20 protein-coding genes and 1 pseudogene are annotated in these 26,231 nt (G+C 68.0%); 10 read left to right on the top strand and 11 right to left on the bottom strand.

What is annotated here, in order from left to right; translation table 11 throughout:
- Positions 1-74: 74 nt before the first annotated feature.
- Together CFP71_RS19650 and CFP71_RS19645 are read right to left on the bottom strand one after the other, a co-directional pair.
- Positions 75-602: a hypothetical protein gene (locus tag CFP71_RS19650; protein ID WP_093935345.1), complete on the bottom strand. Its 528-nt coding sequence runs from the start codon at positions 600-602 to the stop codon at positions 75-77.
- Positions 603-901: 299 nt separating this feature from the next.
- On the bottom strand, positions 902-1,627 hold the full coding sequence (locus CFP71_RS19645; RefSeq protein WP_093935324.1) for an SDR family NAD(P)-dependent oxidoreductase: 726 nt from the start codon (positions 1,625-1,627) through the stop codon (positions 902-904).
- 94 nt (positions 1,628-1,721) lie between these two features.
- On the opposite strand from CFP71_RS19645, the gene CFP71_RS19640 reads away from it, so the two are divergent.
- The 3 genes from CFP71_RS19640 to CFP71_RS19630 are packed head-to-tail and all read left to right on the top strand — an operon-like array spanning position 1,722 to position 3,746.
- Positions 1,722-2,273: a MarR family winged helix-turn-helix transcriptional regulator gene (locus tag CFP71_RS19640; protein WP_093935323.1), complete on the top strand. Its 552-nt coding sequence runs from the start codon at positions 1,722-1,724 to the stop codon at positions 2,271-2,273.
- 37 nt (positions 2,274-2,310) lie between these two features.
- On the top strand, positions 2,311-3,078 hold the full coding sequence (locus CFP71_RS19635) for a hypothetical protein (RefSeq protein WP_093935322.1): 768 nt from the start codon (positions 2,311-2,313) through the stop codon (positions 3,076-3,078).
- Positions 3,075-3,746 carry an NAD(P)H-binding protein gene (locus CFP71_RS19630; RefSeq protein ID WP_093935321.1) on the top strand — a complete coding sequence of 224 codons (672 nt, stop codon included), beginning with the start codon at positions 3,075-3,077 and terminating at the stop codon, positions 3,744-3,746. Before CFP71_RS19635 ends, CFP71_RS19630 begins: the two co-directional genes overlap by 4 nt.
- Positions 3,747-3,794: 48 nt before the next feature.
- Here the strand turns inward: CFP71_RS19630 and CFP71_RS19625 are convergent, their stop codons facing one another.
- Both CFP71_RS19625 and CFP71_RS19620 read right to left on the bottom strand, forming a co-directional pair.
- Positions 3,795-5,945, bottom strand: a complete 2,151-nt coding sequence (locus CFP71_RS19625; RefSeq protein ID WP_093935320.1) for a putative bifunctional diguanylate cyclase/phosphodiesterase — start codon at positions 5,943-5,945, stop codon at positions 3,795-3,797.
- 4 nt (positions 5,946-5,949) lie between these two features.
- Entirely contained in the window at positions 5,950-6,765 is an 816-nt protein-coding gene (locus tag CFP71_RS19620) for an SAM-dependent methyltransferase (RefSeq protein ID WP_093935319.1), read from the bottom strand.
- Positions 6,766-6,932: 167 nt separating this feature from the next.
- Here CFP71_RS19620 and CFP71_RS19615 point away from each other — a divergent pair, with 167 nt between their 5' ends.
- The 4 genes from CFP71_RS19615 (at position 6,933) to CFP71_RS19600 (ending at position 12,858) form a co-directional block, all read left to right on the top strand.
- Positions 6,933-8,240, top strand: coding sequence for a cytochrome P450 (locus tag CFP71_RS19615; protein ID WP_093935318.1), 1,308 nt, complete (start codon positions 6,933-6,935; stop codon positions 8,238-8,240).
- 29 nt (positions 8,241-8,269) lie between these two features.
- Complete coding sequence (locus CFP71_RS19610) at positions 8,270-9,292, top strand: alpha/beta hydrolase (protein ID WP_244199747.1); 1,023 nt, start codon at positions 8,270-8,272, stop codon at positions 9,290-9,292.
- Between the two features lie 79 nt (positions 9,293-9,371).
- On the top strand, positions 9,372-11,855 hold the full coding sequence (locus tag CFP71_RS45605) for an ABC transporter permease subunit (RefSeq protein WP_425266626.1): 2,484 nt from the start codon (positions 9,372-9,374) through the stop codon (positions 11,853-11,855).
- 28 nt (positions 11,856-11,883) lie between these two features.
- Complete coding sequence (locus tag CFP71_RS19600) at positions 11,884-12,858, top strand: glycine betaine ABC transporter substrate-binding protein (protein ID WP_093935317.1); 975 nt, start codon at positions 11,884-11,886, stop codon at positions 12,856-12,858.
- 427 nt (positions 12,859-13,285) lie between these two features.
- On the opposite strand, the gene CFP71_RS19595 is transcribed toward CFP71_RS19600, so the two are convergent.
- From CFP71_RS19595 to CFP71_RS19580, 4 genes are all read right to left on the bottom strand, one after another.
- The gene (locus CFP71_RS19595; RefSeq protein ID WP_093935316.1) at positions 13,286-13,510 is read right to left on the bottom strand and encodes a hypothetical protein; all 225 of its coding nucleotides are present in this window, start codon (positions 13,508-13,510) and stop codon (positions 13,286-13,288) included.
- Positions 13,507-14,415, bottom strand: coding sequence for a cupin domain-containing protein (locus CFP71_RS19590; RefSeq protein WP_341866895.1), 909 nt, complete (start codon positions 14,413-14,415; stop codon positions 13,507-13,509). The genes CFP71_RS19595 and CFP71_RS19590 overlap by 4 nt, the downstream gene beginning before the upstream one ends.
- Positions 14,416-14,785: 370 nt before the next feature.
- Positions 14,786-15,559 (bottom strand): hypothetical protein, encoded by a 774-nt coding sequence (locus CFP71_RS45010; protein WP_244199746.1) that lies wholly within the window; start codon positions 15,557-15,559, stop codon positions 14,786-14,788.
- 196 nt (positions 15,560-15,755) lie between these two features.
- Entirely contained in the window at positions 15,756-16,223 is a 468-nt protein-coding gene (locus CFP71_RS19580; protein ID WP_093935315.1) for an SRPBCC family protein, read from the bottom strand.
- Positions 16,224-16,464: 241 nt separating this feature from the next.
- Between CFP71_RS19580 and CFP71_RS19575 the strand changes: the two genes are divergently transcribed.
- Together CFP71_RS19575 and CFP71_RS19570 are read left to right on the top strand one after the other, a co-directional pair.
- On the top strand, positions 16,465-20,571 hold the full coding sequence (locus CFP71_RS19575; protein ID WP_093935314.1) for a SpoIIE family protein phosphatase: 4,107 nt from the start codon (positions 16,465-16,467) through the stop codon (positions 20,569-20,571).
- A complete protein-coding gene (locus tag CFP71_RS19570) occupies positions 20,568-20,855 on the top strand; it encodes an STAS domain-containing protein (protein ID WP_093935313.1) in 288 nt (95 codons plus the stop codon). Before CFP71_RS19575 ends, CFP71_RS19570 begins: the two co-directional genes overlap by 4 nt.
- A gap of 36 nt (positions 20,856-20,891) precedes the next feature.
- Here the strand turns inward: CFP71_RS19570 and CFP71_RS45005 are convergent, their stop codons facing one another.
- The 3 genes and pseudogenes from CFP71_RS45005 to CFP71_RS45355 form a co-directional block, all read right to left on the bottom strand.
- Positions 20,892-21,218 (bottom strand): hypothetical protein, encoded by a 327-nt coding sequence (locus CFP71_RS45005; protein ID WP_244199745.1) that lies wholly within the window; start codon positions 21,216-21,218, stop codon positions 20,892-20,894.
- A 37-nt stretch (positions 21,219-21,255) separates the two neighbouring features.
- Positions 21,256-21,543: pseudogene (locus CFP71_RS45360) on the bottom strand (acetate kinase); the annotation flags it as partial.
- Between the two features lie 596 nt (positions 21,544-22,139).
- Positions 22,140-24,971, bottom strand: coding sequence for an RHS repeat-associated core domain-containing protein (locus CFP71_RS45355; RefSeq protein WP_279629231.1), 2,832 nt, complete (start codon positions 24,969-24,971; stop codon positions 22,140-22,142).
- Between the two features lie 763 nt (positions 24,972-25,734).
- Here CFP71_RS45355 and CFP71_RS19550 point away from each other — a divergent pair.
- Complete coding sequence (locus tag CFP71_RS19550) at positions 25,735-25,935, top strand: hypothetical protein (protein WP_244199744.1); 201 nt, start codon at positions 25,735-25,737, stop codon at positions 25,933-25,935.
- The last annotated feature ends 296 nt before the right edge of the window (positions 25,936-26,231 follow it).

Below are 26,231 nucleotides of genomic sequence, written 5' to 3'. Positions count from 1 at the left end.
CTCTCCCCACTGTCGATCTTCCGTGTCGAACAGTAAGGAGGGGCGATGAAATAACGATGAAACGCCGATAATGGTTACTGTCCGACAGGTCGGCGCTCCCGGGCGGCTCGGCGATGTCCAACGATCCGGTCGTGCGTTCGTGGCCGAAAGCTGCTTCCGGAACGGAACGTGACCACCCCGGCGGCCAATGATCCGGATTCCGCGAGTCGCGTCACCCGTTGGGGTAACTCGCGCTCGTCGACGACGAGATCGCGGCCGATCAGCAGCAGACAGGCTCGTTGGGTGACCGCGAGTTGTTGCCACCGTTGAGGAAGGTCGACGTCGGCGTGGCTGAGCAGGGGGCGGACGCGCGGCCAGTGGACGGTGAGACGCGTCTGTCTCCCGTGAGTGGACTCCTTCGAGGTCGCCTCGATCAGCCAGCCGGGAACGGGCGCCAGCGGAACACGCCGGATGTCCGTGGTCAGTGGCAAGCCGCGGGATCGCGCCGCGTGCGGCAAGGCGCCGGGTCCGTGCGCCGAGTGCCGGTCCATCAGGAGCGCCGCGAATTCGCGTTCCCCGAATGTCCAGACGATGCCTTGAAAGCGGATCTGGGTCCCGTGCATCGACAACCCCCCCCCGGTTTCGAAAGTGAAACGATCACCCGAGGGTAGGCCTGGAATACCTGTGCGCCAGGGGCTTCGGAGCGAAGATCACCTCAAGTGACCAAGGTGATTAAATGGGAGGCAATGGTTCGCAAATCTGCTGGGGAAGGCGACCGGTGGCCGATTTCAGTCCTGCTCATCAAGCCGCCGAGATCGACGGCCACGTATAGTCCAGCGAGCCGCTGCGGACCCCCGGCGTCCTTCCGGCGGCGGTCAAGGACGCCAATGCGCCCCTGAAGGCGGATCTGTAAGCGATCCCGCTACCTGGTCGGGTGGGCGCCGCCGTTGACGCCGAAAGTCTGCCCCGTGATGTGCCGGGCACCGGCGGAAGCGAGGAAGTACACCGTTTCGGCGATGTCGGCGGGAATTCCAGCGCGGCCGGTGCTGGTCGCGTCGACCAGTTGCTCGGCTCGCTCGGCGGGGAGCTTGTCCCGGAAGAACTCGGTCTCGCGGATGTAGCCCGGTGACACCACGTTCGCCGTGATCTTGCGGGCACCGAGCCGCTTGGCCAGGTCGACGTTCCACGACGCGAGCCCGGCCTTGGCCGCGCCGTACGATCCGGCGCCCTGGTCGGCGGCGATGGAGCCGATGTGGACCACGGATCCGCCCGGTGCCAGGTCGTCCTCTGCCGCGGTGGTGGTCAGCACCGCGCTGATCAGGTTGGCGTCCAGATTGGCCCGCCAGCGCGCGAGGACCCCGGCGAGCCCGTCCGGCTCGGGGAGGTCGAAGTCGGTGTTGCCACCGGCGTTGTTGACCAGCACGTCGATCGGCCCGTCCAGCTCGGCCAGCGCGGTGGTCACCTGCTCGGGATCGGTGCTGTCGCAGACCAGCGGCCGGACCGACGAGCCCAGCCCGGCCGCCGTCGAGACCAGCACGTCCTTGCGTCGTCCGGTGATGTACACGACGTCGCCGGACACCGCGAATTTTGCCGCGACGGCCTTGCCGATGCCCGTACCCCCGCCGGTGACCAGGATCGTCCGAGTCATTCATCCTCCTTGGTATGCGCCGGTTCCCGCTCACGTTTAGGCCTAAATGATAGGCTCGGTGCCGTGCTCCTGACAACCGCGGTGGAGGGCTGAGATGAGTGAAGCGTCCGAAAAGGACGCCGCGGACGAGATCGAGGCGGCGTGGCAGCGTGAACGGCCCGGCACGTCGACCGCGTCCATCGGCATCGTGACCCGGGTGTGGCAGCTGGCCAAACTGTTCGGTGAGGACCGTCGCCGCGTCCTGCTCGACTCGGACATCGATCCGGCCACCCTCGACCTGCTCAGCGTGCTCCGGCGCAGCTCACCGCCGTACTCGCTGACGACCAGGGAACTGGCGAGGCTGACCCTGGTCACGGCCGGAGCGATCTCGCAGCGGGTGGCTCGCGCCGAACGCGATGGGCTGGTCGAACGGCACACCGAACCGCCCGGCCGCAGCGTGTACGTGACGCTGACCCCGGCCGGGCACGCGCTGGTGGAGCAGACCGTCGATCGGGTGCTCGAACGAGAGCTCGAACTGGTTTCCGGGCTGAGCGAAGAGCAGCGGGACCAGTTCGCCTCACTGCTGCGCGTGCTCCTCGGTCACGTCCAGAGCCGATGCGGTGATCACAGCGTTTCGCATGTCGGTGATACCGGTACGGTGCTTTGACGAGCGCGGCGTCAAGAAGCCACCGGGGGAGAAACGTATGACCACCACACCATTCGCGCCGGACAGCGAAGCGGCGTTCGCTCGTGCCCGGCGCAAGTACCTGATCGCGATGTCGCTCGGCCCGATCGCGTTGGTGGCGGTGTGCGTCGTTTCCTTTGCGGGGCCACGAAACCGGAGTTCGATCCTGCCGGTGCTGGGGCTCCTCGCGTTCGCGCTGATCCTGTTCCTGATCGGATACGCACGGCGGGACTCGCCCGTCCGCTGGAACCGGGTCGCGGCGATCAGCGGGGTCGTCGCGGGGGTTTATGGCGCTGTCGTGGTGCTGGGCTGGCGCGAGGCGGAGAACCGGCTGCTCATCGCCATCGCCGTGCTGGTCGTCCTCTCGCTCGTGCCGTGGCTCGCCGTGCGGAACGCGTCGGCCTCGGTGCTGGCCAGGCCCAACGGCGCCCTCGCCGGCGCCACGGCAGAGTTGTCCTTCGCGCTCCGGGACGAGGCCGACGGCTGGTTCCTGATCCGCGAGGACGAGGTCGCTGTGCGGATCCGGCGCAAAGTCCGCCGAAACCTCGACGACGATCACGACGCCGTGGTCTCGTTCTCGGGCATCGCCGGGATCGAGGTCATCGACCTGCCCGGTGACGACGAGGTCGAAATCGGTCTGTCGTACGCCATCACACCCAGTGCCGGGCCCGCCTTGCGCGTCCTGGTGGACGACAAGGAGATCGACCTCCGGGACGAGTGGATCGTGCCGATCGACGAGGCCCGGCAAGCCGCCGAGGCACTGCGTTCGCGGAAGGGCATCGCATGAAGATCGTCATCGCCGGTGGCCACGGACAGGTCGCCCTGCGGTTGACCCGGATCCTTGCCGGACGTGGCGATTCCGTCCTGGGCATCGTGCGCGACCCCGGCCACGTCGACGACATCGAACGAGCGGGCGGGGAAGGCGCGGTCCTCGATCTCGAACAGGCCACCGTGGACGAGGTGGCCGCGATCCTCGCCGGCGCGGACGCGGCCGTCTTCTCGGCGGGCTCGGGCAGCAACGCCACCCCCGAACGCCGGGACAGGATGGACCGGGCCGCGGTCGTGCTGGTCATGGACGCGGCGGAACAGGCCGGTGTGCGACGGTTCCTGCACGTCAGCTCCATCAACGTGGGCAGCGCCGACGACAGCGGCATCGGTGACGGGTACGCCACCTACCTGCGGGCGAAGCGGGCCGCCGAGGAACACATTTTCGCCAGGGACGAGCTCGACTGGACGGTACTGCGGCCCGGCGTGCTCACCGACGACGATGGCGACGGCACCGTCGAACTCACCACCGGGGACAGGGTCGGGCCGAAGGGCGCCAAGTTCGACCGAGTCGCCAGGGAAGACGTCGCCGCCGTGCTCGCGGCGCTCCTCGACCGGCCCGGCACCGCCGGCCGGATCTACGTGGTGGTCGGCGGCGAAACCCCCATCGCCAAGGCGATCGACGGCTAGCCGAAGTCAACGGGTGAGGGGGATGGAACTCGTTGGCCCTGAAAACGCCTACGTTGTCCGCCAACCGAAATCGTCGATGGCGGCGGCCAGTTCGTCCGGACCGCAGGGCGCCCCGCAGTGGTCGCCCAGCGCCAGTTCGGCTCCGGTGGCCTGCCAGAACCGCGCTCGTCCGGCGGTGGCCAGACCGTCCACGATCACCTCCGCGCCCGCCCGGTGCGCCAAGCCGGGCAGTTCCCGCAGCAGGCCGGCCACCGGCGAGTCCGGCGCGGACCCGTCCAGCAGCCCGCCGTCCAGCCGCACGCCGTGCACCGGCAAGTCGGCCACCACGGCCAGCGCGCCTTCGCCCAGCCCGCCGACGCTGATCACCGGCCGCACGCCCAGATCGGCCAGCGCCCGCAGGTTGTCCCTGGTCTCGCCGAGATCGGCGCTCAGGGCGGACATGGGCAGCTCGACCAGGAGCCGCTCGGCCGGGAACCGCGTCTCCTCCAGCACGCCGACCACCCGGGTGAGCAGGTCCGTGTCGGCCGCCTGGTGCGGGCTCAGGCTGATCAGCAGCCGCAGGTCGCGGTCCAGCCGTTGCCGCCACCAGCCCACCTGCCGGCAGCCGGTGCTCAGCAGCCACTCGCCCAGCGGCAGCATCAGCCCGGTGGCCTCGGCCAGGCGGCGGCAGCTCCGGTCGGACAGCGCGCCCACCCCGGGCGGGTCCCAGCCGAGCAGCACCTCCATCCCGTGCACCGCACCGTCGGCCAGCCGGACCAGCGGCCGGTACCGCGCCCGCACGTCCCCGTGCTCGAAAGCGCCCGGCATGACCGCGGCCAGCGCGTCGGTCTCGCGGTCCAGCCGGTTCTGCTCAGGGTGGGACAGCTCCCACTGCCCGTGCCCGTTGGCCTTGGCCCGGCGCAGTGCCTGGTGGGACTCGCGCAGCAGATCGGCGGCCTCGCGGTCCTGGGCGGGCCGGTTGACCACGCCGACGCTGACCGACAGAGCCAGTCCGTGACCGTCCACATAGGTCGGTTCGGCCAGCTCCTGGCGTAGCTCGTGCACCAGGCGCACCGGGTCCGGGGTGTCCGGCGCGTTCTCCACCAGCACCGCGAACTCGGCACCGTCGAACCGGGCGAGAAGCGCCTTCTCCCCGGCCAGCACGGATTTCAGCCGCTGCGCCACGGTGACCAGCAGCTGGTCGGCCACGCGCTCGCCGAGGCCGTTGCGCACCACGGCGAAGGAGTCCAGCTCAAGCCGCAGGAGCGTCACGCCCAGCTCCGGGTCGGCTCTGCCCAGCGAGGTCTCCATCCGCGTGCCGAAGCACTGCCGGTTGGGCAGGCCGGTGAGCACGTCGTGCAGGGCCTGCCGGTTGATTTCGTTCTGCAGCAGCAAAAGCTCGGTGCCGTCCTCGAGAACGGTGACGAAGTGGCTGGGCTCGCCCCCGGCGCCGCGCAGCAGCGAGGCGGTCAACGACACCGACACCGGCTCGCCGTCGCGATGCAGGAGCCGCTGGGACTGTTTGATCCGCTCGACCTTGCCCGCCAGCAGCGCGCGATAGTCCTCGCGCAGCACCGGCGTGTAGTCGGGGTGCACCAGCTCGAACAGATCGCGTCCGGTCAGCTGATCCGGGGCGTGCCCGAGCATCACGCCCGCCGCGGCGTTCACGGTGACCAGGGTGCCGTCCAGGTCGGCGACCAGGATGCCGCTGGCCGAGGACAGCGCGACCTCGTCGAACCGCGCCTGCGCGGTCCGCAGCTCGTATTTGGCGTCCCGCACGGCCTTGAGCAGCGACAACTTCAAGGTCTCCTGCTGGGCGAGGGTTGCGCCCTGCGCGGCCACCAACATGCCCGCGGCCAGTTCGCCGAGCACGCCCACCACGCGTTCGGCGAACTCGCCGGCGGGCTGGAATTCGGGCAGGGTGAGCAGGCCTTTGCCCAGGATGCCCATGGTGACGGTGAGCGCCTGCCCGCTCGCGCAGTTCAGCTCGACCAGCCGGGCGCCCTCGGCCTCCAGCGACGGCGAGTGCTCCTGCCCGCTCTCGTGGATTTCGGCGCACACGACGTCCAGCAACGCGGTCAGCTCGGTCTCGAAGCGGGAGTGCGTCAGCGGCACGTAGCCGATCCCGCCCAGCAGGTACGCCCACTTACGCGCGAGCAGGCCGCGTTCGTGGCGACCGTCCCTGGACGGCGCCGGGATGTGTCTGCCGGGTTCGGTCATGGGTTCAGGACTTCCGCGCCACGCCTGCGTAGAGCAGCTCGTTCCAGATCGGGTCCTCGGCGATGTCGGTGGGCCCGGCCGGTCGCCAGCTGCCACAGCCCACCAGGCCCGGCTCGACCAGTTCCAGGTCCCCGAGCAGGCCGAGGACCTGGTCATGGGAACGGTCGAGCGGCACTTCGCCGCGCTGCTCGGCCATCTGGCCGGTCGCCGCGGCGATCAACTCCGGCTGGGCGTCGGACGTGACGTGGGTGAAGGCGAGCAGACTGCCCGGGGCCAAGGGTTCCTGGTAGGCGTGTACCAGTCCGGCCGGGTCGTCCTCGTCCGGGATCCAGTGCAACAGCAGCATGCACAGCAGGCCCACCGGCTCGGAGAAGTCGATCAGCCGCCGGACCGCCGAGCTGTCCAGCACGCCGTCCACGTCGCGCACATCCGCGTGCAGGACCGCCGTGCGATCGTCGCCCGCCAGCAGCAGCTCGCCGTGCGCGACCGCCACCGCTTCCTTGTCGACGTAGACCACCCGCGTATCGGGAGCCTCCCGCTGGGCGATCTCGTGCACGTTGCCCACGGTGGGGATACCCGCGCCCAAGTCGAGGAACTGGCGGATGCCCTGCGCGACCATGAAGCGCACCGCGCGGCCGAGGAAGGCGCGGTTGAGCCGCACCGATTGCCGGACCCAGGGCAAGGTTCGCTCGAGGTGGTCCGCGGTGTTTCGATCCATTTCGAAATTGTGGCTGCCGCCTAGCCAGTAATCGTAGATCCGGGCGACGTTCGGTGTTGCCGTATCGACTCCGGCCGGGACCCAGTCCCGTGTACTCACCATCACGCACCTCATCGGGTTCGGGAGACGGACCAGCATACTCACCCCGGTGACAATGGCTTAATCCGTCAATCGTGGTCGCGTTCTACCCGATCGGGTGCTGTCGGCGCGGCCGAATGGTCGTAAGGTGACGGCCTTCCAGTTTTTCCTTCAATACCAAGGAGTTTCTCGTGGCCCTCCGGGTGGCACCCGGACGGTGGCCGTTGCTGGGGCATACAGTCGCGCTGGTCCGCCGTCCCGTCCGATTCACCGCCGGACTGAGGGAACACGGTGACGTGGTCCAATTGTCATTGGGGCCACTTCAAACATATTTCCTCACGAATCCGGAAATCATTCACCGCGTACTGGTGACGAACGGATCGAGCTTCGGAACCGGGATCATGTTCCGCAAATTCCGCCCGTACGCCGGCAATGGCTTGGCCTTGTCCGACGAGCCTTTCCACCGCAGGCAGCGCAAGCTGATGCTGCCCGCCTTCGGACGGCAGCACCTGCGTCGCTACGCCGATATCTGGGTCCGGGCGACCACCGCCCTGGTCGAGTCCTGGCGGCCGGGCGAGGTGCGGCAGCTCGACGCGGACATGCACGCCTTGGCCATGACCAACGTGGGCGAGACGCTGTTCGGCACCGAACTGGGCGAAGAGGCGATCCGCGAAGCCCGCCGCTCGATCCCCCTGATCATTCGGCTGGGCATGTACCGGGTGCTCTCCCCGGGCTTCGCGGAGAAGCTGCCGTTCAACCGGCGTTTCGACCAGGCCACCACGCGGATGAAGGCCGTCGTGCACGAGCTGCTGGCGGGCCGCGACGCCGACACCGACCACGGTGACCTGCTGTCCACGCTGCTGCTGGCCAGGGACGCCGAGACCGGGGAGCGGATGACCCGGGAGCAGGTGCACGACGAGGTGATGACCCTGCTCACCGCGGGCACCGAGACCACCGCGCTGATCCTGGCCTGGTCCTGCCACGAATTGGGGCGTGACCCCGGGATGGCGGAACGGGTGCGGGCCGAGGTGGACCGGGTGCTGGACGGGCGCCCGGTGACCTTCGACGACCTGCCCGCGCTGGTCTACACCGGTCAGGTGGTCAGCGAGGTGCTGAGGAAGTACGCGTTGTGGATCCTGATGCGCCGGACCGAGCAGGAGATCGACCTCGGCCCGGTGCGGCTGCGGCCCGGCGACGAGGTGATGTTCAGCCCACTCGCCCTGCACACCGATCCCCGGTATTGGGATCACCCGGACCGCTTCGATCCGGATCGCTGGTCCACCGAACGCGTGCGATCGTTGCCGCCGGGTGTGTTCATCCCGTTCGGCAGCGGGAACCGGCAGTGCATCGGCCACCTGTTCGCCCGGGCCGAGGTGGTCATCGGCCTGGCCACGATCTTCGCGCGATGGCGCCTGGAACCCGTCGGCCCGGTCCGGGTGCGGTACACCACCATGGCCTACCCGCGTGGCATGCCGATGACAGTGCGCCCGAGGAAGTAGTTGTCCCACAACGGAATATGGAGATACTTGTGCGTTTGCCCTTGCGCCGCCTCATCGCTGCGGCGGCGACCTTGCTGTGCGTCGGCACGGTGCTCACCCCGGCGCAGGCGTCCGCCGCCGAGGCGACCTGCCAGGACCTGAACATCCCCGTGTCACTGGCGGCCACGCCACTGCTCGGGATCAAGGACCAGACCATGTACGGCAGGCTGTGCGTCCCGCCGGGCGGTAGCCACACCCTGCAGGTGCTGGTGCCCGGCGGTACGTACAACTCTTCCTACTACGACCCGCCCGGCCTTTCGGAGACCCACTCGTTCCGCAAGGCGGTGAACGACGCCGGGTACGCCAGCCTGGCGGTGGACCGCGTCGGCTCGGGGCGCAGCTCCAAGCCGTTGAGCGCGCTGCTGTCCGCGAGCGCCCAGGCCAACGCGGTGCACCACGCCATCCAGGCGATGCGGACGGGGACGTCGGGGCCCGGGTTCGACAAGATCGTCCTCGTCGGGCATTCGCTCGGATCGGCCACCACGATCATCGAGGCGGGCACTTTCCACGACGTGGACGGCGTGGTGATCACCGGGTTCACCCACCGGATCGCCCCGCTGACGGTGGTGCCCACGGTGGCCTCGCTGACCCCGGCGTTGCCGAACCCGGGGTATCTGACCACGGCGCCGGGCATGCGGTACACCGCTTTCCACCACCCCGGGCCCTTCGACCAGCAGGTCATCGACGTGGACGAGGCGACCAAAGACCTGATCGCGCCCGGCGAGATGGTGGACGCCGTCGTGCTCGGTGTGGTGCTTCCCTACAGCAGGCAGATCAGCGCGCCCGTTCTGCTCGCCATGGGAGAGCGGGACGGCGTGTTCTGCGGCCCGCTGGCCAGCGACTGCTCCAGCGCGGAAAGCCTGCGGCAGAGTGAGGCCGGGTACTACTCGCCCGCGGCGAACCTGCGCACGTTCGTGCTTCCGGGCTACGGGCACTCGATCAACCTCGCGCCCAACGCGCCGCTGCTGCACGACGCGGTGACCGGCTGGACGAATGAGACGGTGGGGCGGTAGCCGCCGGATCGAGATCTTTACGCCGAGCTGTGGACAGGAGCACCGAGGACGTGTTGGGCTGAGACCGGCCGAACCTGACGTGGTCGGCGATTTTCTCCCTGCTACGTCGAGGAGTGGCGCCCTGAGCCTGTCGGAGTATCTCCGGGAGAACTGGATCGACGTCGTCAACGACGCGATCCTGCACGTGGATCTCACTCTGGCGGCGATGGCACTGGCCGTGCTGATCGGGATGACGATCGGCCTGCTCACCTACCGGCGGCGATGGCTCGGCGCGATGGCGACCACGACGACGGCGGCGTTCCTGACCGTTCCGTCGATCGCGCTGCTGGGCATCCTGATCGGCCCGTTCGGGTTGGGGCTGACGAATGTCCTGTGCGCACTGGTGCTCTACGCGCTTCTGCCGATCACGCGCAACACGATCGTCGGGCTGCGCGGCGTCGATCCGGCCGTGGTGGACGCGGCGCGCGGGATGGGGTTCGGCCGCGCGCGGCTGCTGTTCCGCGTGCGCCTGCCGCTCGCCTGGCCGGTGATCCTTTCCGGCATCCGGGTCTCGACGCAGATCACGATCGGCATTGCGGCGATCGGCGCGTATGTCAAGGGGCCCGGCCTCGGCAACGAGATCTTCGACGGGCTCGGCCGGTTCGGTTCGGTCAACTCGCTGAACCAGGTCCTCACCGGAACGCTCGGGATCATGGTGCTGGCGCTGCTGTTCGACCTCGCCTTCGTGGTGGTCGGCAAGCTGACCACCCGGCGACGCCCCCGTGCCGGCCGGGCGGCGGCCCCGGCGGCGTCGACGGCTGTGGCCGGCAGTAGCGGTAAGGCGATCGAGCTGCGGGACGTCGGCAAGCACTACCCCGGACGAGCGGTACCGGCGGTGGAAGGTCTGACGATGCGGATCCCCGCGGGCGAAATCGTCGTGCTGACCGGTCCGTCGGGATGCGGCAAGACGACGACCATGCGGATGATCAACCGGCTCGTCGAGCCCACCGCGGGCGTCGTCACGATCGGCGGCACCGACGTGTCGGCGCTCGACCTCGACGAACACCGGCGCAACACCGGCTACGTCATCCAGCAGATCGGGCTCTTCCCGCATCTGCGGGTGGACGCCAACATCGGCGTGGTGCCGCGGCTGCTCGGCTGGACTCGACGACGTGTCGCCGACCGCGTGCGCGAACTGCTCGACGTCGTCGGCCTGAACCGCGAGCACGGCAGCCGGTATCCGCGTGAGCTTTCCGGCGGTCAGCAGCAGCGCGTCGGGGTGGCGCGGGCGATGGCCGCGGACCCGCCGGTCATGCTGATGGACGAGCCGTTCGGCTCCACCGACCCGATCACCCGCGCCCGGCTGCAGGACGAATTCCTCCGCCTGCAACGGGAAGTGCGCAAGACGATCGTGTTCGTCACACACGATTTCGACGAGGCGCTGAAGGTCGGCGACCGGATAGCCGTGCTGCGGCCCCGGTCGGTGATCGCTCAGTACGACACGCCCCAGGCGATCCTCGCCGCGCCGGCGGACGACTACGTCGCGAGCTTCGCCGGCTCGAAGCGGAACCTGAAGCGGCTCGCGCTGATCCGGGTGGGCGACCTGGACCTCCGGCAGGTGGCGAGCCCGGACGGCCTGCCACCGGCCCGGCCCGACGCCACCCTGCTGGACGTGCTGGACGTGATGGTGCGGACCGGAAGCACCGCGGTCGTCGTCACCGGCGAGAACCCCGCGCGGCCGCTGGGGGTGTGCGACGTGGACGGTCTCGTCGCGGCGCTCGGACATACCGGCGAGACAACCACGCCCGCGATCCCGGAGGCGCCTGCCCCCGGTCCGGACACCACGGCACCCGCGCGGCCTCGCCGTCGACGGCTCGGGCTGCTGGTGCGCCCGATCCTGTTGACCCTCGCCCTGCTGACGCTCTTCTTGATCGTGCGCGCGCACCCGATCGACTCGATCGAACAGCGTTTTCTCAACGCCGGCGAGATCTTCACCGAACTGGGCCAGCACCTGCGGCTCACCGTGATCTCGACAGCGTGCACCGTCGCCATCGCCCTTCCGCTCGGCATCCTGCTCACCCGCGCCGGCGCCCGCTGGGCCAGGCCCATCGGGCTGGGGCTGGGGAACCTCGGCCAGGCGATCCCGTCGATCGGGCTCGTCGTGCTGCTCGCGCTCTGGATGGGCACGGGCACCGCCACGGCGGTGACGGCGCTCGTCGTCTACGCGACTTTGCCGGTGCTGCGCAACACGATCGTCGGGCTCGACGGCGTCGACCCGACCCTCGTCGACGCCGCGCGAGGCATGGGCATGGGCAAGACGGCCATCCTGTGGCGGATCGAACTGCCGCTGGCCGTCCCGGTGATTCTCGCCGGGATCCGGACCGCGCTGGTGCTCACGGTCGCGAGCGCGACGCTGGCGACGTTCGTCGACGGCGGCGGCCTCGGCGGCGGGCTGGTCGCCGGGATCGGGCTGTACCGACCGATCCTGAGCCTGACCTTCGGCATCATCGTCGCCGCACTGGCGCTTTTCGTCGACTGGCTGGGCCTGGTCGCCGAGGAGGTCCTGCACCCGCGCGGCCTGTAGCTCGACCGACTTCGAAGGAGGACCAACCATGCGGATGCTCCAGCGCACGACCGCCGTTGTGCTCGCGCTCGTCGCGACCGCGGCGCTCTCGGTCGGCTGCACGATCGGCAAGGACGAGACCGGTGCCCAGGTGGGCGCGGGATCCATCAAGAAGATCGACGCGCTGAACGGCGTCCAGATCCGTGTCAGCTCCAAGGAGTTCGACGAGCAGCTGCTGCTCGGCCAGATCGCGCTCGTCGCACTGCAAGCGGCCGGGGCGAGCCCGCAGGACAAGACCAACATCACCGGCTCCAGCAACGTCCGCCAAGCGCTCACCAGCGGCGCTGTCGACCTGTACTGGGAATACACCGGCACCGCCTGGATCAGTTATCTCAACCAGACCAAGCCGATCAGTGACCCGCAGGCGCAGTACGAAGCGGTCAAGCAGGCCGACATCGCCAACGGCGTCACTTGGTGGGCACGCTCGCCCGCCAACGACACCTACGCCCTCGCCGGCAACCCGGCGACAGTGGCCCGGACCGGCGTCAAGACGCTGTCCGACTACGCGGCCCTGGTGAAGCGGGATCCGGCAGCGGCCTCGACCTGTATGGGGCCGGAGTTCAAGAGCCGGGACGACGGCTTCCCCGGCCTGGCGAAGGCGTACGGGTTCGCACTGCCCGACCCGCAGGTGCATCTGCTCAACGACGCCGTCGTCTACCCGAGCATCGGCAAGGGGGAGCCCTGCGGCTTCGGCTCGGTCGCCTCCACCGACGGGCGCGTGGCCGCGCAGCAGCTCACTGTGCTCGAAGACGACAAGCATTTCTTCCCGACGTACAACCCCGCCATCACGATCGCCGCTCCGCTCGCCCAGAAATACCCGCAACTGGAACAGGTCTTCACGCCGATCGCCGCGAAGCTCGACACCGCGACGCTCACGGACCTGAACAAGAAGGTCAGCGTCGACGGCCAGAAGGCCGCCACGGTCGCTCACGACTGGCTCAAGTCGGCGGGCTTCGTCAGCTGAACCTTCCGGGGCCGCGGACCTTTTGACTGCGCCTGAAATCCCCGAAGCCTGCGAGGAGGCTGCCATTCGCGCGGTCGATCACGACAAGCCTGAAGATGCGTTGGTCTTTTCGAACTTGGCGATCTCCAAGGCGATCAGCCGACTGACAGATATCGTCGGTCGGCCGGAGGGGTGAACCGGTCCTTCCCTTTTGTTCTGATTGATCCCGCCGCTGTGCTGGTATCAGTGGCTGTGTCTTTGGATGTGGCGTCGTCGGCGATCTTGCGATGCCGAAAGCGATCGTGGTCTGGAAGCAAGCGTCTGTGTCGTGTGCCCACAGCACGGGTAAGTCCGGTCCTCCTGTTCTGTCGTTCCCTCCGGATCCGCGGTCGGCTGGCTGGCCGCGGATTCGATGAATATCGCGAAACTCTTCGTGAAGTTTGCCTGCTTATTCGAGTGTCATAGTGGCGGATGCATGGTTCTTGGCGTGCAGCTGCGAACCGAGTGCGGCTGGGGCGATGCCCGAATCTGTGAGCGCGAGCCGCCCCCAGGGCCCCGGATGCTCGATGAGCAGCCATCGTTGCGCCGGAGGAGCCGTGCCCTCGCTGGGGTCGTTCGCGGCGTCGGCCAGGTCCGCGCATCGGTCCCGATCCGCGTCCGGAGGGGCTGTCATGGCGTAGTGGCCATGAGCACGCCTTCCCGGAGCAGCCGCCGCACGAGCACGGCTTGATCGTCCACGCTCAGCCCCGGGATCTCGCCGACGGTCCATGTGCTCCCATCGAGCAGTGCGGTGAGAGCGATCGATGTGGAAGAAGGGAGCGAAAGCCGTCGGTCCGGCAATTCGAGCACGACGTTCCCGTCGCCGTTGTCGCGAACGCGAAAGCGCAGGCCGCCGCGACGGCGCACGGTGTCTCCGGCGGCGAGATTCGAAACGAATGTCGCCGCGGCGATCGGGGCAAGCGGCTCGGGCCTGTTTCCCGTCCACACCTGACCGCGAACGTGCCGTGCGATGTCTTCGGGGGCGACGGCGGTCAGCGCAGCGATCAAGTCCTCCCGCACCGCACCGATGTGTGGACCGAGTGCGGCCGGGTCGGCGACATCGATGCCCAGCGGCAGGGAAACGCGCAGCCGTTCATCAGAGGCGACCAGCGCGGCGATGGCTTCCACCAACGCGAACCGGGTGACGACATGGATGCCGACGGTCAGATGAGCGGAAATCTCCCCGAGAGCGGTTGCGGAGTGCAGCCAGCCGCGGGGGAGGTACATGACGTCGCCGGGTTCGAGCACTTTGTCGATGATCGGAGCATCGTCTCGGGCCCGGGTGGCGACGGCGCCGGCATGCTCACCCCAGGGCTGACCGCGTAGCGGGGCCGGGTGGACGGGCGCGTGGACCTTCCAGTGTTTCCGGCCAGTGAGCTGGAGGACGAACACATCGTGCACGTCGTAGTGGGCGGAAAATCCTTGAGACGACGGCGGGGTGATGTAGGCGTTGACTTGCGCGGGGTGCCCCAACTCCTCGGTCAGCCTCGTGGTGAAGTCGATGATGCTCGGCCAGGTGCGGTGCAGCGCCTGCAGCACGATCGTGGCGCCTTCCGCGAACAGCGCGGCGACCTGGTCGTCCCGGATTTGGTCGCCGATATCCGCGCCGACACCGCCACCGCCGGTGAACGACCTCGAATCAAGTATCGAACCGTGCCGTGCCAGGCGTAGGAACGGCGTGCGCAAACCCCGCCGGGAGAGCAACTCGTCGACCGCATCGAGATCGAGGAGATCTCGGAAAGAGCCGCAGTTTCGCTTCAGCAGCGGATTCTTTCCCCAATGACGGTCGGAGAAGCCCGCGACGTCGGGGCCGACCAAGCGAGGCAAGACAGTTGTCGGGGAGTGCCCGTCGACCGGTACCGGGAGGCTTTTGATGCCTTGCCCGGTACCGGTGATAGACGGACGCGGATCAGCTGGCGCCACTGTCCGCGCCGCCGTCGGCTCCGCCGTCGTGCTGACCGGGGGTTCCTGATCCGGCACCGGAATCGGCCGGACCCTCGGCACCGCCGTCGGCTCCACCGTCGTGCTGGCCGGGTGTTCCCTGGGAGGCACCGGAGTCGGCGGGGCCTTCCTTTTCCTTGTCCGATGTGGTGGAGATGTCGTCGTCGTTCAGGCTCACTTCGGTTCCCTTCGCCATAGCCCGGCTGATCGCCGGGTTGATCACCGCCCGGCTACCCCCTTTTCGTGCCGCGCACACCTGACGAGACAAATTCGGACGGGTTTTCGGCTTGGACGTCGGAAGTGTGTCCTCATGTCCGAGGCCGCCGGGCTGCGCGCCGGACCCGGGGTAGTTCAGCACGAAGCCGTGGTCGTCGGCGTCGAGGTTGTCCTGGAACCTCGGCTCTGGCGGCACGACCTTGCCTACGTCGAACGTCGTTACGCCGTCGGAGCGAGCGGACGTGGCCGAACCTCTGGACCTCACGCCGAGGCGAGCTGATCCGGTTCGTCGAGTTCGGCGAGCCAGGCACGGAATGTTCAACTCTCGGAGACGGCGGAGTTTCGCGGTGTCGGCCCGGCTGCCGCTGCCGCTGAGTACGACGTGGTCGGCGATCGCGCAGACCAGTGCGGGATGCGGAATCTCGACGGCGCCGAAACCACGCGACGCGGCGGCCCCGATGATCTTTCCGAGGACGGCGGGATCACCCAGATAAAGGACCGTCCTGCCGTGCGGTGGCGAGGTCATCCGCTTCCACCATGTTCGCATGACGTGCGAATGCCTGTGAGCACGCGAACAAACCATGAGCGGGCACGAAATGTGGCCGGCCCCGTGCTGACGGGCCGGCCACATTCTGGGCAAACGGCGTGGGCCGGGAGGACCGGCCGTTCTCCTCACCGTCTGGTCGGGCAACGACCCTGGTGTGGTGAGGTGGTCCAAGGAGCTAAGGCTGGCCGGGGCGTTTCACGTCGCCGCGCCAGGCGCCGGTCTCGGAGCCGCCGCGGTTTTCGAGGAAGGTCTTGAAGCGGTCGAGGTCGCCTTGGACGCGGCGGTCGAGGATGCCGAGTTTGTCGGCGACGTTCTCCACGAACCCGTCGGGGTCGATGTCCATTTGGACGGTGACCCGGGTGTGCTGGTCGTCGAGCCGGTGCACGGTGACGACTCCGGCGTGGTTGGGGCCGTCGTCGGACTTCCAGGCGACCCGTTCGTCCGGGTGCTGTTCGGTGATGGTGGCGTCGAACTCGCGCGTGACGCCGGCGATGCTGACCGTCCAGTGGGTGTGGGTGTTGTCGCGCTGCTCGATGCGCTCCACGCCTTCCATGAAGCGCGGGAATTCGGTGAACTGGGTCCACTGGTTGTAGACGTCGCTGACCGGCGCCTCGACGTCGACGGACTTGGTGATCGTGCTCATCAAGCGCCTCCTTTGGGTGCTGGTCCTGTTTCATGTTTGCCTCCTGATACCCCGCCATGTCCGGTCGAAACCAGGCCAACCGGAATCGAATCTTGTCGCCAGTGACGACAGGGACGACGAAGCGAGTGAGTTTGACGCGTCATCAGGACCTCCAGGGGGTATACCGCGTTCGGTGAAGTGAGCGCGACATCAGCCCGAGCGATCAGTCCGGGCGTCGGGAGTCGACAGGAAAGAGTGCCGAGTGTCTTCTGAGGATGCCGGGGGCGGCGGGGCTGACGTGTTCGCCGCGGATGGGGAGGTGGGGCGTGACCTGGCCGCGGTGGATTGGACGGCCACTCCGCTCGGCCGGCCCGACGGCTGGCCGCTGAGTCTGCGGACGGCTGTCGGCATCGTCCTGTCTTCGCGGTTCTCCATGTGGATGGCGTGGGGGCCGGAACTCACTTTCTTCTGCAACTCCGCGTACCGCCGCAACACCCTGGGGCGGAAATACCCGTGGGCCCTCGGCCGCCCCGCGAACCAGGTGTGGTCGGAGATCTGGGACGACATCGGACCGCGCATCGACACCGTGCTGTCCAGCGGCAAGGCGACGTGGGACGAGGGATTGCTGCTGTTCCTCGAGCGCTCCGGCTATCCGGAGGAGAGCTACCACACGTTTTCCTATAGTCCGCTGCACGACGACGCCGGACAGGTGGTCGGCATGTTGTGCGTGGTGAGTGAGGACACCGACCGGATCATCGGCGAGCGCCGCATGGCGACATTGCGCGATCTCGGCTCGGATCCCACCGTGATCACCACTGAGGCCCAGGTTCTCGCTTTCGCCGTCCACCAGCTCGGCCGAAACACCCGTGACCTGCCCTTCACCTCGACCTATCTGTTCGAAGACGACGGCTCGGCCCGGCTGGCCGCTTCGACGGGATCCACCGTTGACGCCGCGCTGCCTCTGCCGGAGTTGCCGGTGGAGCAGCTCGCCGACGGGGCGACGATGCTGATCGAGCTCGACGAAGACCGGACCGCCGAGCTGCCCGCCGGGGTCTGGCCCGAACCTCCCACCCAGGCGTTGGTCATTCCCCTGCGGCAGCAGCAGGGAGGAGTGCCCCACGGGTTTCTGGTGGCCGGGCTGAACCGGTACCGAGATCTCGATGAGGGGTACCGCGGCTTCATCGAGCTGGTGGCGGCGCATATCGCCGCGGGGATCGCCAGCGCCCGCAGCTATCAGGCACAGCAGCGGCGGGCGGAGGAACTCGCGGAACTGGACCGGGCGAAGACGGCTTTCTTCTCGAACATCAGTCACGAGTTCCGCACCCCGCTCACCTTGATCATGGGGCCGGTACAGGAACTCCTCTCCAGGAAACCCGGCTTGGACGACGCCGCCCGCGCGGACCTGGAAGTCGTCCACCGCAACGGGTCGCGACTGAGCAAGCTGGTCAACACGCTCCTGGACTTCTCACGGCTCGAAGCAGGTCGTATGCAGGCCCGCTTCGAGCCGGTGGATCTCGCGGCCGTCACCGCGGAACTGGCCAGTGTCTTCCAGGCCGCCGTCGAGAGAGCGGGCCTGCGCTTCGTCGTCGACTGCCCACCGCTGGGCGAGCCGGTGCACCTGGACCTCGGACTGTGGGAGAAGGTCGTCTTCAACCTTTTGAGCAACGCCGTGAAGTTCACCTTCGAGGGTTCCATCACGATCGCCGTGGCCAAGGACGCGGCGGCGGCGACCGTCGTCGTGGCCGACACCGGTGTCGGGGTGCCTGATCACGAGATACCTCGCCTGTTCGAGCGGTTTCACCGGATCGAGAACACTCGCGCCCGCTCCCACGAGGGCAGCGGGATCGGGCTCGCGCTGGTGCGGGAGCTCGTGGAGCTGCACGGCGGCACCATCGCCGCTGCCAGCACCGAAGGCGTGGGAACGACCTTCACCGTCCGGTTGCCGTTCGGCTCCGGTGACCTTCCCGTCGGAACGCAGGCCACATCCGCCGCCACGGCCGAACCGTATGTGCTGGAAGCGATGCGGTGGTCCTCCGGCCCTCCTGCCACCGAAGGCGCCGAAGACACCGAAGCTGCCGCAGCCACGGTGGGGCGTCCGTCCATCCCCGCCCGGGTCGTGATCGCCGACGACAACGCCGATATGCGGGAGTACCTGACCCGGCTCCTCGCCGCGTCGGGGTACGTGGTCGAGGCCGTCACCGATGGCGACGCGGCGATCGACGCCATTCGTTCCGAGGCGCCGGATCTCGTCATCAGCGATGTGATGATGCCGGGTCTCGACGGGCTTGGCCTGGTCGAGAGGCTGCGAAGCGAACCGCGCACCGCCACGGTGCCCGTCCTGCTGCTCTCGGCGCGGGCCGGGCAGGAAGCGTCCATCGAGGGGCTGCAAGCCGGCGCTGACGACTACCTCGTCAAGCCGTTCGCCTCGGCCGAGCTGCTCGCCCGCGTTCGGGCGAACGTCGAACTCGCCCGGCTGCGCACACGGTCCGCCCGGTGGCGTGCGGCGCTGATCGACTCGCTGCAGGAAGCCTTCTTCGTCTGTGACGAACAGGGCGCTGTCGTCGAGATCAACAGCGCCTTCACCGCCATCCTCGGATACGGCCCGAAAGGCCTGCCGTACCGGCCGATCCACCCGTGGTGGCCCGATGCGAACACCGATCCCGACGCGTACCGGCTCGTCGCCGACGCCTTCGACACGGTGCTGATGGATCAACGGGGCGGCTACACCATTCCCGTGGTGCACCGTAACGGGCACCGGGTGTGGGTCACCGCCAGCTTCAACCAGGTCGAGGAGCCCGACACCGGCAGACGCGTCACGGTCGGCACGTTCCGCGACGTGACCGCGGAGCACTACGCGGTGCAGCGCCAGAGCGCCCTGGCCGGTTTGAATCAGCAGCTCGCCCAGGCGGACTCCGTCGAGGAAGCAGTGCTCGCCGCGATGGACGAACTTCGCCGCGTCTGGAAGGCGCGGCGAGTCCTGGCCGTCCTCTTCTCCGCCCAGGCGGGCAAAACCGATCCAGTGGTCATCGGTGAACCTGTCCGCTGGGAGGACCTGACGGCTCAGTGCCGGAGCGCCGTCGCTGCCTTGCGCGATTCCGATCCGCTCGGTTTCGCGGCTGGTGAGCTCGGCACGGCGGGGGTTTCGCTTCAACACCCCGACGGTGACCTGGTCCTCTGGCTCGAGTTGGGCGAATCGCGGCCGATCACCGGTGAGGACGAGACCTTGTTGACGGTGCTGGCCGGACGGCTGGGCCAAGGATTGGCCCGGGTGCGTCAAATCGATCAGCAACGGGAGACCGCACTGGCGCTCCAGCACGCGATTCTCGGCCCACACGATCTACCCGACGGCTTCGTGGCCCGATATCAGCCTGCGAACAGCCCACTGCAGGTCGGCGGCGACTGGTACGACGTGGTGGAGCTGGAGGACGGGCGCGTCGCCCTGGTCGTCGGTGACTGCGTGGGGCACGGCCTCGCCGCGGCCACCGTCATGGGGCAGTTGCGCAGCGCCTGCCGTGCCTTGCTGCTGGAGAACCCGAGCCCGGCGGCCGCACTGACCGGCTTGGATCGGTTCGCCGCCCGCCTGCCCGGCGCCGTCTGCACCACCGCGTTCTGCGCGGTGCTCTCGCGAGATACCGGCGAGATGAGCTATGCGGCCGCCGGCCATCCGCCGCCCGTGCTGATCCACGCCGATCGCTCCACGCGGTTGCTGGAAGACGGACGATCGATCCCGCTGGGTGTCCGGCCCGGCAGGCCACGATCCGAGGCTCGGACGGTCATCCCCGCCAGGGCCACCCTGGTGTTGTACACCGACGGTCTTGTCGAACGGCGTCGGTTCCCGCTCAGCGACGGTATCGAGCGCGTCGCCGCCTTGGTCGCCGATAACGGTGACTCCACCCTCGAAGGCCTGGCAGGACTGCTCATGTCCGAGTCGGCCCCGGAAGAAGGTTATGAGGACGATGTGGCGTTGTTGACCTATCGCGGGCCGGGCCCGCTGGATTTGAGCTTTCCCGCCGAGGTGGGGGAACTCGCGTTCGTGCGGAAGGCTTTGCGCGACTGGCTCCAGCGTTGTGAGCTCGATGCCGACATGCTCCAGAACATCCTCGTCGCGTCGGGCGAGGCCACCGCCAACGCCATCGAGCACGGTCATCGTGATGCCCCCGGGGGCCTCGTCCGGCTGCAAGCCACTGTCTTGACCGACGGTGTGAGCCTGATCATCAGCGACAACGGCTCGTGGAAACCCCCTCGGCCGGAACCCGACTCCGATCGTGGCCGCGGTCTGGTCCTCATGCGTGCATTCATGGACGAGGTCATCATCGAGCACGGGAAGGCCGGGACCACCGTCTATCTGAAGGCGAGGATCGTTCGATGACCACTGAGCTCACCCTCACCACGGACAGCCGTCAAGACGGCACCGTCTCGCTGATCGCATCCGGGGAGATCGATCTGAGCAATGTCGGCACCTTCTGCAGCGCGCTCGCCGAGGCCACGAAGAACGGTACAGCCACCGTCGATCTGCGCGAGGTGGACTACCTCGACAGTGGCGGCATCAACGTGCTGTTCACCTACGCCGACCGGATCCGCATTCGCGCCAATCCGTTGCTGAGGCCCGTGCTCGATGTCAGCGGACTCGCCGAACTCGTCGACGTCGAGTAGCGATCACGTGAGACGCGATGAAAGGGTCCCGCGGGTTCACAGGACGGTGGCGGCCGCCGCGGCGAGGGAGAGTTCTTCTCGCGACTGCACAGTCAGGACGGGGACCGGCGAATTCCGGTCGCTGATGACCGCGTCCCGGGTGCGCGTCCGGGACAGACCGCCTCGGAGCCCGAGCATGCCGGGTCCGCTCGCGATGGCTTCGGCGGCTTCTGGTTGGTTCCAGCCGATGTCGCCGGTGAACACCAGTGCGTCGACGCGGGGGAGGCTCGCCGCGACGGCCGTCAGTTCGCGGCGGTCCGGTGCTCGAACACGGCCATGGCGAACCGTGCCTTGACGTCGCCCGCGCGGCGCGGACGAGTTCACGGGTGTCGTCCGACGTGCCGGACAGTCCGAGCAGCCCGGAGTGGTGGTAGAGACCGTCTTCGAGTTCGCCGAGCGAGACGTGCCCCTCGCGGAGCAGCCACAGCAGCATGCCCGGGTCGACTCTGCCGGACCTTTTCGCCATCATCGTGCCCTCCAGCGGGGCGAAGCCCATGGAGGTGTCGACACTGTGGCCGCCCGCGACGGCGTATACCGAGCTGTCGCCGGACAGGTGCGCCACCAGGAGGTGCAGCTCGTCCACGGGGCGGCCGAGCAGTTCGGAGGCACGTCGTATCGCCCATGCGATGCCAGCTGATGGACAGCGCATTCGAATGAGTCGAAAGTATGCTTCGTCCCGTCCACAGTGCGGACTTCGAAAGTCATCTTCATGATGACGCCTTGGAGTCGTTCGTCCGCTGGCGGTCGCTCCTGTGACCGCGCTGGCGGTCCAGTGTCTTCGAAGTGTCCTCGCAAGGAGAGGGAACACGAGCGAGCATGCCGTCGGCCGCGATCTTTCGACGGTCTGGCGATGCGGATGTCGTGATTCCCGGCAGCGCATCAACTGCCGGGAATCACGACGTTCACAGACCCCGCGAGTGCCGAGAACATGCCCGCACCGCGTCCCTGATAGCGAGCGGGAAACGGCTCGGACGAGTCGCCCCCGTCGCGCACCCAGTGCTGGACTGTGCTTCTGACCAGGGAGTATGGGGCGATCAGCAGCGCTCCCGGTTCTGCCGTGGCCGTTTTGTTAAAGGCTTAGAACCTTAGATGTTGCGGAGGTAGTGGCGTGGTAAACCCGAGTTGGTTGGGGATGCGTTGCTGACCGTCATCTCGATCGCCGGTTCTTGCTACGCACGATAGCGATCACTCCGAGCAGGATCGCGGCCAACAGGACTGCGATGCCGATCCAGGATGTCGTGGTCATTAACACGCCTTACTGTCGATGGTGAGGCCGCCGGCACCACCAGCGGCGAGGCCCGTGATGGCCAGCCCAACCCCCAGAGTGTCCGCTGCGATGAAAGCGCCGACCAGACCGATTCCTCCACCGAGCAGGGCAACACCGAGTAAGGCCACCCCCACAACCGCGCCTGCGCAGCCGTTCAGTGCCGATGCATTACCGGAGGGGTCACTCCGATTCAGAGGGTCGCCTTGGGCGTAGGCGTAGTCGTTGGGTTCCTGGCCGGTGGGGTCGGGTTGGGTGAAGCGGCTGTAGACGGGGTTGTAGTGACGAGATCCGGTCAGGGAGATCCCCGATGCAAGCTGGTAGGTCCCGATCCAGCGGATCCGGTTGGCCTCGGCGCCGGAGCCGAGGACGTTGGTGGCTGCGGTGGTGCCGTAGGGGGTGTAGTCGTAGCGGGCGGTCAGCTGTCCGGTGTCGTTGACCAGCGCCAGGACACTGCCCTGGGAATCCACGATCGCGTTGTGGTGTTTGCCGGTGGTGTCGGTGACGGCGGTCAGTTTTCCGTCGGTGTCGTGGGTGTAGTTGGTGGCGGCGCCGTTGACGACGGTGCGGGACACGCCGATGGCGGTGCGGGTGAAGGCGTGGCTGGTGGTGGTTCCGTCGGTGGTTTCGCTGATGGTGTCGGGCTGGGTCTGGTCGAGGGTGTCGTAGGTGGCGGTGAACAGGGTGTCGGTGCCGGAGGTGATCGAGGTGAGCTGGTTGGTGGGGCTGTAGTGGGCCTGGCCGCCGGGGGTGGTGGTCGAGAGGTTGCCGGCGCCGTCGTAGGTGGCGGTGGTGGTGTCGACCTTGGTCATCTGGTTGGCGGTGTTGACGGTGTAGGTGCGTCCGTCGCCGGAGGTGAGGTTCCCGGCCAGGTCGTAGGCGTAGCCGCGGGTGCCGGCTTGGGTGAGCCTGCCGAATCCGTCGTAGGTGTAGCGGGTGGACTTGGCCGAGTCGGTCCGGGCCTGGATCTGGCCGGTGTCGGTGCCGTCAGTCCGGGTGTAGCGGTAGCTGCTGGAGAACACCACGCCACCGCCAGGGTTCTTGACGGTGATGGCTTTCTGCCGTCCGCTGGCGTCGACCTCGATGGTCTGCGTGCTGCCGCCGGGCAGGGACGCCGAGGTGCGGTTGCCGGCGTTGTCGTAGCCGTAGCCGGTGACTTTGCCCGCCTGGTCGGTCAGCGAGGTCAGCTGGTCGGCGGCGTCATAGCCGTAGAGGGTGCGCCCGCTGGGGTCCTCGACTCCGGTGACGTTGCCGGCGCGGTCGTGGGAGTAGATCGTCGCCTGGCTGCTTCCGCCGGCGGTGCGGGTGACACGGGTCAGCAGTTGCCGGTTGTAGGTGCTGGTGAACTCGGCGTGCGCGGTGCGGGCGCTGGTGCGGTTGCCGATACCGTCGTATCCGTAGGCGGCGAGGCCGGTGCCGTCGGCGGTGGACACGGCGACGATGTGGTCGAGTTTGTCGTAGCCATAGTTGATTTTGACGCCGTTGCCGTCGGTCACGCTCGACACCCTCGACAGGGAGTCGTAGGTGTAGGCGGTGGGCTTGAGCGGCGCGGGCGGTGTCACCGTGGTCAGGTTGCCGGCGTTGTCGTAGCCGTAGCGGGTGATGTTGCCGTTGCCGTCGGCCTTGGTCGCGACCAGGCCGGTGGCGGTGTAGGTGTACTTGGCCACGTCGGCGCCGAGACCGTCGGAGCGTACGGTCTTGACGTTGCCGTTGCTGTCATAGGTTTTACTGACCTTGGTGCCGGAGAAGTCCGACACCTGGGTGGGCAGATGCGGGTGCGCGGTGTCGGTGTAGCCGACTGATGCGGTCGCGCTGGTGGGGAGCTTGCCGCCCTTGAGGTTGTTGAGCGCGTCGTAGTCGTAGGTCACCGAGTTGTTCATGCCGTCGGTCACGCTCGCGACGTCACCGTTCGCCGACCACGACTGGGCCCGGGTGTGGCCGAGCGCGTCGGTGGCCTTGGTCTGGCGCTGCTTGTCGTCGATGGTGTAGGTGCTCTGGTGACGGTTGGGGTCGGTGACCGTGGTGGTCGTGTCGCCGTAGGCGTAGTCGGTGACGCTGGGGACGCCGTCGGAGTTCGGTGCCTTCACCTGCGTCGCCCGGCCCGCCGAGTCGTAGGTGAGGGTGTAGGTCCCGCCTGCCGGCGGTGTCACGGACGTGACCCGCCCCATGTCGTCCTGGGTGAAGGTGGTCTTGCCGCCGTTACGGTTGGTGATGCTCGACAGTCGGCTACCGAGGCCGGGCTCGGTGTAGGCGTAACCGCCGGCGACCAGACCAGCCGGGTCGGTGATCGCGCTGATGCGCCCGTCGGCATTGGTGGTGGCGGTGGTGACCCGGCCCTGGGTGTCGGTGATCGAGGCCAGCGTGCCGTCGGTGGCGTTATAGCGGTAGGTGAGGCTGTTCCCGTTGCGGTCGGCCTGCGAGATCAGCCGTCCGGCGCCGGTGAACGACCACGTCTCACCCGAGGCGTGCTGGGACAGCGTGTACTTGCCGTCGGCCAGCTTCACCAGCGTGGCGTGCGCGCCGATCGGGGTGGCGTAGCTACCGTCGGGATTCTTCAAGTACTCCGAGCAGTACCCGGTCTGGTCCTGCACGATGACTCCGCTGGCACTGACGTCAAGCTGGACGTCCGGCCCGCTCGACACCGTCCACAGCTTGCCGAATGCGCCACCGAAACCGCGGCTGTTGTAGACCGCGTTCACCGACAGATCCAGTCCCGTGCCCTTCACCGTCAGCGCCCGATCGGTGATCACGGCATTGCCGTTGGCCCGGTTGACCAGCAGTTCGGTGCGGTCGGAGATCGGGTACCTATCCATCGGGAACCATGGCTGAATCCCCAGCCGAGCAAAGGTCGCGCAGGTCACCGACCTGGTCGACGGCCCCGAACCCGGTCTTGCTTCCGCCGGTCTCTGCGTCACCTGATCAGCCGGGACACCGGTCGGGGTCCGGTTCACCTGCGCCGGCGGCGTCCACGTCACCGGCAACGGCACACCACCAGAGACCTCCGCGGCCGTAGCGGGCGACGCGGTCGCCGGAACCACGGCCACCAGCACACCGGCGGCGGCCGCCCTGATTGTGCGCAGCACAAAGGGCCGCAACAATTTTCGTTGCATAATAAGAAAAAACTCCCCTCAAAAGCCCGAAGGCTCCCCAGACGGCGGGTTCGCCGCCAGACCAGCCGACGCTAGCGCCCGCCGATCACCACGCGCAGTGCGAGAAAATCACGACCACTCGAACAGCCCAGAACACTCCACACCGGATGATCCATCCGGCGGCATCCGCGAGCGCCATCTGCCGCCAGCGACCGCGAGCGTGGAGATCGCCATCGTCGTGCCACCAGCCACAGGCACCCCATCCTGTCCGCCAGCGCCGCACCGGATCGGTGACCCCGGCGTCTACGCCGGGATCGCCGAAGCCCCCGTGACCAGAAACTGACCGGCGGCCCGCGCGGGCCGCCGCGCTGATCTCATCCCAGATGGCGCCGCGGCCACCACGACGGTGTGCGCGTCGAGGACTCGTCACCGGCGGGGCGGGGCGGGGGCCACGCGTTCATGCCGATCCTTCGACTTCGAGATCGCCGTGCTCATCACGTTCGACAGAGCGACATACGCGCTGCGCTGGGCCCGTGAGGTCACGGCCGCCGACATCGAGGCGGCCGGACGACACTCCTCGCACGTGAACGGGCATCGGATCGCGATCACCGCCGGCGCCCGGCTCGGTGTCGACGTCACCTCACGATTCCGCGCCGCCATGTCGAACTTGTCCGGCCAGCACGGCTGACGCGGCCGTCCTCAGCGTTGCGTCGACAGCTCTGGGCAAGGCGAGCGTTGATCCGTTCGGGCGTTTCCGCGCGGGCCATGGCGCTCGTCGCCCGCGCTCGCGCGGCGAGCGCTGTAAGGGGGGCGCCGACTGGTGAAGTCGCGTATTCAACTGTCAGATCGGAAGAGCACACGCCTGAAACCCAGTACCTGAGCATCTCGTATGCCGTGTTCTGCCTGGAAAAAAAATTAAAGGCAGAAAAGTTTCTATTTCTCCAGATCTGACTCCCGTCAGTATGGTCTGCCGTTTACTGACCT

The sequence above is a fragment of the Amycolatopsis thailandensis genome, from assembly GCF_002234405.1.
GTDB lineage: Bacteria > Actinomycetota > Actinomycetes > Mycobacteriales > Pseudonocardiaceae > Amycolatopsis > Amycolatopsis thailandensis.
This window is presented reverse-complemented; position numbering and strand designations above follow the sequence as displayed.

Excerpts from the sequence above, each read along its gene's own strand:
- CFP71_RS19595 (WP_093935316.1), bottom strand. The coding sequence starts at position 13,510 with ATGACAGCCCCTCCGGACGCGGATCGGGACCGATGCGCGGACCTGGCC.
- CFP71_RS19620 (WP_093935319.1), bottom strand. The coding sequence starts at position 6,765 with ATGGTGAGTACACGGGACTGGGTCCCGGCCGGAGTCGATACGGCAACA.
- CFP71_RS19625 (WP_093935320.1), bottom strand. The coding sequence starts at position 5,945 with ATGACCGAACCCGGCAGACACATCCCGGCGCCGTCCAGGGACGGTCGC.
- CFP71_RS19570 (WP_093935313.1), top strand. The coding sequence starts at position 20,568 with ATGACCACTGAGCTCACCCTCACCACGGACAGCCGTCAAGACGGCACC.
- CFP71_RS19640 (WP_093935323.1), top strand. The coding sequence starts at position 1,722 with ATGAGTGAAGCGTCCGAAAAGGACGCCGCGGACGAGATCGAGGCGGCG.
- CFP71_RS19650 (WP_093935345.1), bottom strand. The coding sequence starts at position 602 with ATGCACGGGACCCAGATCCGCTTTCAAGGCATCGTCTGGACATTCGGG.
- CFP71_RS19600 (WP_093935317.1), top strand. The coding sequence starts at position 11,884 with ATGCGGATGCTCCAGCGCACGACCGCCGTTGTGCTCGCGCTCGTCGCG.
- CFP71_RS45355 (WP_279629231.1), bottom strand. The coding sequence starts at position 24,971 with ATGGATAGGTACCCGATCTCCGACCGCACCGAACTGCTGGTCAACCGG.
- CFP71_RS19645 (WP_093935324.1), bottom strand. The coding sequence starts at position 1,627 with ATGACTCGGACGATCCTGGTCACCGGCGGGGGTACGGGCATCGGCAAG.
- CFP71_RS19580 (WP_093935315.1), bottom strand. The coding sequence starts at position 16,223 with ATGAGCACGATCACCAAGTCCGTCGACGTCGAGGCGCCGGTCAGCGAC.
- CFP71_RS19635 (WP_093935322.1), top strand. The coding sequence starts at position 2,311 with ATGACCACCACACCATTCGCGCCGGACAGCGAAGCGGCGTTCGCTCGT.
- CFP71_RS19630 (WP_093935321.1), top strand. The coding sequence starts at position 3,075 with ATGAAGATCGTCATCGCCGGTGGCCACGGACAGGTCGCCCTGCGGTTG.
- CFP71_RS45010 (WP_244199746.1), bottom strand. The coding sequence starts at position 15,559 with ATGACCTCGCCACCGCACGGCAGGACGGTCCTTTATCTGGGTGATCCC.